A 4,821-nucleotide genomic window follows, 5' to 3' on the forward strand; every position below is an offset into this window, starting at 1 on the left:
TTAATGATACCCCTGATCCTTTCGACTATTGCTTTGCTGGACAAACCTGCGAGATCATAAAGCAGTTCGTTGTCTCCGGAGAACATGTATCTCTCGACACCGATCTTCTCGAAACTTTTCGGTATAATTCCAGAGCCTACTAGGTAGTCAGCGAGGATTGAACCGAGACCGCTTGCCACATTGTGGTCTTCTAAAGAAATAACAATAGAGGAGAAGAACTCCTTTACGCTGTCAAAATTCGCTCCAAGAGGACAGCTCACGTTTAGAACAGCGACTTCTATTCCGTGAGATCTAAGCTCGTCGGCAGCTTTAACTGCGTGGTGAGTCACCTGACCCGTCGTGACGAGGGTAATATCCTTTCCCTTTCTTATTACATCGACCTTTCCATATTCGAATTTATATTCCTCTCCGAAGAAAGGATTTCCATTTTCATCGGCCACTGGGTTCATTGTAGATCTTCCCATGGCGATAACAAAGTTCCCTTTCGTCTCGCTCATGAATCTTACCGCTTTGTCAGTTTGATTTGGATCGGCAGGCACTATGAGTTTGAAGCCGTAGAAATTTCTTAGAGCTCCTATGTAATCAAGACAGTGGTGAGTCTTTCCGTCTTCACCCACGTCGATTCCCACGTGAGTCACTCCAACTTTTACGTTTGCCTTGTTTATATCGTTTAGGCGCTGCTGATTATAAGTCTCATCGACACCGAACACTCCAAAGTCTGCGAAGAAGGTTAGGACACCACACACCGAAGCGGCACCGGCCAATGTCGCTGCGTTATGTTCCTGAACACCAATCTGAACGAAGTTTTCAGGCCAGACTTTTTCAAACTCGCTCACTTTCGTTGAAGGTTTCAGGTCACAGTCTACAACCATCACTGGAAGTTTGCCTTTGTTCAGTCTTCCAATATCTCCAACCGCCTTTCCGAAAGCAGATCTATTGTCGGTTTTCTTTTCAACTGGATAGACTATAGGATCCCCCGTGAAAGGTTTGACATCTTCGTCTATTGCCTGAACCGGCTCGTGATAAGAAGGAAGAACTTTTCTCATTTGAACGAATCTATCGATATCGTTCTCTAGACCCAGTTCGGCAAGAGCTAAAGCGGCTTTTTCAAAGTCCAGAGGTTTCCCATGGTAAGAAACATCGCCTTCCATGAAGGAAACTCCCTTTCCCATGATTGTCTTTCCAATAACTACCACGGGCCCCTTTGAATCTTCAGCCTCGACAAGAGCTTCGTTCAGTTCCAGATAGTCGTGGCCGTCCACCTCAATTACCTTCCATCCATCGGCAAGATAATTGGCCTTAATGTCGACATACATAATGTTGTGGGCTCTCCCCGAAATCTGAGCATCGTTGTAATCTATGACAACAACCAGATTGTCAAGCCCGCACTTCACGGCAGTTCTTCTGGCCTCTCCAACCTGACCCTTCGCCTGCTCGGCATCGCTCATTGCAACAAAGACTCTATTGTTCTTACCACTCAGCTTTGATGCTAAGGCCATACCGACACCGACCGACAGTCCCTGCCCGAGATTTCCAGTCGTCCATTCTACTCCAGGAATTCCCCTTGTTATGTGACCCTCAAATATCGAGCCTGGATGTCTGAAGCCAGCAATTACTTCATCGATATCAACAAAGCCCAGCCTTCCGAGGGTCGAGTAAACACCCGGCGATGTGTGACCGTGACTTACAATAACCCTGTCGCGTTCAGGATCAAATGGTTTATTCGGATCATTCTTTGCAAAATCATAGATCGAAAGGAAGATGTCTATCGATGACATCGAACCACCGGGATGACCTGAGTTTGCTACCGTGGTCATTTTTATGATGTCACCTCTGCATATCCTTCCAAGATCTTCAAGTCTTTTCAATTCTTCTCTCGTTCGTAATCCCGCCATATCCAACCTCCATTCATCCTTCAGTCGTCAATAGAAATATCTTCATCCCTGTTCTTTATAAGCTCATCAGGGTTTGTGTCCTGAATGATTGCTCTCTGACTCTTTCTGAAATCCTCAAACTGAACCTTCAACATCTGTCCGTCATCGGACACAAGAGTAATGATCTTCATGAAAATATTGACTGTCAAGACCTTGCAGGTCTTTCCTTCATAATCAACAAGAGAACCCTCATCCGGAATATCTTTGAGCTCATTCTCGTAAAGTTCCTGTTCGTACGAAAGGCAGCAAAGCAGCCTTCCACATCTACCAGAGATCTTTGCAGGATTTATCAACAACTGCTGCTTTTTCGCATGCTTGAGAGTTATGCTTTCAAACTGCCTGAGGAAACGAACGCAGCAAGCCGTCATACCGCAAAGCCCAAGGCTACCCTTCATCTTAACCTCGTCCCGTATACCTACCTGTCTCAGTTCTATTCTCGTTCTGAACGCCCGCGCAAGGTCCTTCACGAGTTCTCTGAAGTCAACCCTGCTGTCGGCGCCAAAATAAAAGACGATTCTCGAACGGTCAAACATGTATCTCGCCTCTAACAGTCTCATTGGAAGCGAGTGTTTCTCTATCAGTTCCTGACAAGTCTTCATTGCCTCTTTTGCCTCTTCTTTATTCTTAGAGTCAGTTTCCCAGTCCTCGTCAGTCATAACTCTGACAATCGGCTTCAGCTCTTCCTTCGAATCATCAATCCTGATTTCAACAGGGCCGTACATCACCTTGCCTACATCGAGTCCGAATTCGCTAATTGCCAATACATAGTCGCCCTGCTTCAACAGTCCCTCACTCGATGTGTACTGATAGAGTTTCCCAACAGGGTGGAATTCCACTCCGTACACCGTTCCATATATCTCAGGCATCTCAATTACCTCCGTTTTCTCTTCTCAAAAGGTTTCTGGAAAGCGAATTTAGAGCTCTTAAAGCAACTAACGTAGAACTCAGTGAAGATGTTCTCTGTCTCAGAAACCTGTCGCACCAAATGAAATCCGTCATAATTTCCTTTCCCAAATCGAAGTCTACTAGCCATTCTATCAGATCAAGGTTAGTAACCGACTTACTGCTGGGATTTACTGAAGCAATAACCGCGTCGCTCAAAATGCTTCTGACAACCTTCACTAATTCCCGAGCCCTCTCGAATGATCCGGAGCCGGTGAAGACAGAGGAAACCCGTCTGAAAGTCGAGAAAAAACTGTCAGTCGATATGAAATTTTTACTGAGAGCTACAAATGCTCTTCTTTTTCTCACAATCGATTCGAAACTCTCCGAGACATCCTCCTTAATCAGTTCAACCAGACCGTCAAGATCTGAAGGAACCTCAAAAGAAGCGGACTCGACTGAATCGGGATTCTGCTCTAGAAAGTATCTTAAGATGGTGAAGTTCTCCCTCGAAGCTGCAAAGATTTCCGGAACACGTTTTCCGTACTTTGCTCTGAGTTCATCCATCAATTCTCTCGGAACCTCGCCCCTCATCGAAACGGTTCTGCTCCTAATTGTCGGCAAAAGGGACTGCCAGGAGGTTGTCGTCATGATGAGGGTTGCAAAACTGGGAGGCTCTTCAAGGATTTTCAGAAAAGCGTTAGCACTCTCATCTGTCATCCTTTCACATTGATGAATGAGCACGTACTTCTTCCCGTCTCCCGACGGTCTATGAAGCATGATTTCTTCTATGTCGCGAATTCTATCGATGCCTATGTTTCCGCTTTCAGGCTCGATCAGAAGAAAATCTTCTACGTATCGCCTTTTACTCCATTTCGGATCGCCTTCAACTATCGACGTTGCCAGGACTTTCAGGTATTCGCTGTCCCTGCCCACCAAAGTAATACTTATGCCCGAACTGCGCGTCAAGAGTCGGGAAAGTCTATCGTTAACTACTCCATCGAACCACTGCATGTTTTAATTATAGCAACGAATATAGTTTTTGAGCGGAGGGAAGTATTGTGGAGAGAACATTTGCATATCTAAAGCCAAACTCGATACAGCGAGGTCTTGTCGGCGAAATAATAAGGAGAATCGAAGAAAAGGGCTTTAAAATCGTCGCCCTGAAAATGCTCAGGATCTCAGAATCGAGAGCAAGAGAATTGTATCGAGAACACGCCGGAAAGGAGTTTTATGAACCCCTGCTGGCGTTCGTGCAGTCCGGCCCTGTGGTGGCGATGATTCTAGAAGGTGAAGATGCCGTAAAAAGACTTAGAGTTTTGGTCGGAAAGACCGATCCGACAGAGGCATACCCCGGAAGCATTAGAGGTTCGTTTGGTGTTTCAGTTCGAAAGAACCTGATTCATGCTTCGGATTCTGTCGAGAGTGCCGAGCGAGAGGCAAGGATATTCTTTGATGAAAGTGAGATCAACGATTACTCACTCGTGATTGAAGGCCAGCTTTAATGCTAATTGCTCGAATAAAAAAAGGAAAGGAGGGAAAGGTCCTTAATTCTTATCCTTGGATCTTCAAGGACGAAATCATGTCACTCGAAGGCCCAACAGACAAAGTATGCGAAGTCAATGTGTTCTCGGCCGGTTATGAATTCCTGGGAAAGGGATTCTTCAGTCCCTTTTCAAGTCGGGCAATCATGGTTCTCACTAATAAGGATGAGGAGCTTGGAGAAGGCTTCTTTGGACGTCTGTTGAGCAATGCCTTACGGAAGAGAGAAAGGCTTTTCAGCAGACCTTTTTACAGACTTGTTCACGGTGAGGGCGACAGGCTTCCTGGACTGGTAATCGATCGATATGGAGAGATTATTGCAATACAGTTCAGAAATCTTATCATTCAGCAAAAAAGGGAAATGATTTTGAGACTCCTCAGGGACATTGTTAAACCTAATGGAATCTACGAACGCAGTGACTTCGAAATGGGAGTCGACGAGAAGATTGAGAGACACACGGGC

At 45.6% G+C, this 4,821-nt stretch carries 4 protein-coding genes and 1 pseudogene; 2 read left to right on the forward strand and 3 right to left on the reverse strand.

Annotation, left to right across the window (positions count from 1 at the left end):
• The 3 genes from BG32_RS14670 to BG32_RS14680 all read right to left on the reverse strand — a co-directional run.
• Positions 1-1,895: transketolase (locus BG32_RS14670; protein WP_121527041.1), on the reverse strand; the 1,895-nt coding region annotated here is incomplete at its 3' end.
• A gap of 20 nt (positions 1,896-1,915) precedes the next feature.
• A complete protein-coding gene (locus BG32_RS14675; protein ID WP_006486742.1) occupies positions 1,916-2,800 on the reverse strand; it encodes a regulatory iron-sulfur-containing complex subunit RicT in 885 nt (294 codons plus the stop codon).
• 1 nt (position 2,801) lies between these two features.
• Entirely contained in the window at positions 2,802-3,752 is a 951-nt protein-coding gene (locus BG32_RS14680) for a hypothetical protein (protein WP_259459787.1), read from the reverse strand.
• 125 nt (positions 3,753-3,877) lie between these two features.
• On the opposite strand from BG32_RS14680, the gene ndk reads away from it, so the two are divergent.
• Positions 3,878-4,321: a nucleoside-diphosphate kinase gene (ndk, locus tag BG32_RS14685; RefSeq protein ID WP_006486746.1), complete on the forward strand. Its 444-nt coding sequence runs from the start codon at positions 3,878-3,880 to the stop codon at positions 4,319-4,321.
• Positions 4,321-4,821: pseudogene (locus BG32_RS14690) on the forward strand (class I SAM-dependent rRNA methyltransferase); the annotation flags it as partial. The gene ndk and the pseudogene BG32_RS14690, both read left to right, overlap by 1 nt.

The organism is Mesotoga sp. HF07.pep.5.2.highcov (assembly GCF_003666285.1).
Taxonomy (GTDB): domain Bacteria; phylum Thermotogota; class Thermotogae; order Petrotogales; family Kosmotogaceae; genus Mesotoga; species Mesotoga prima.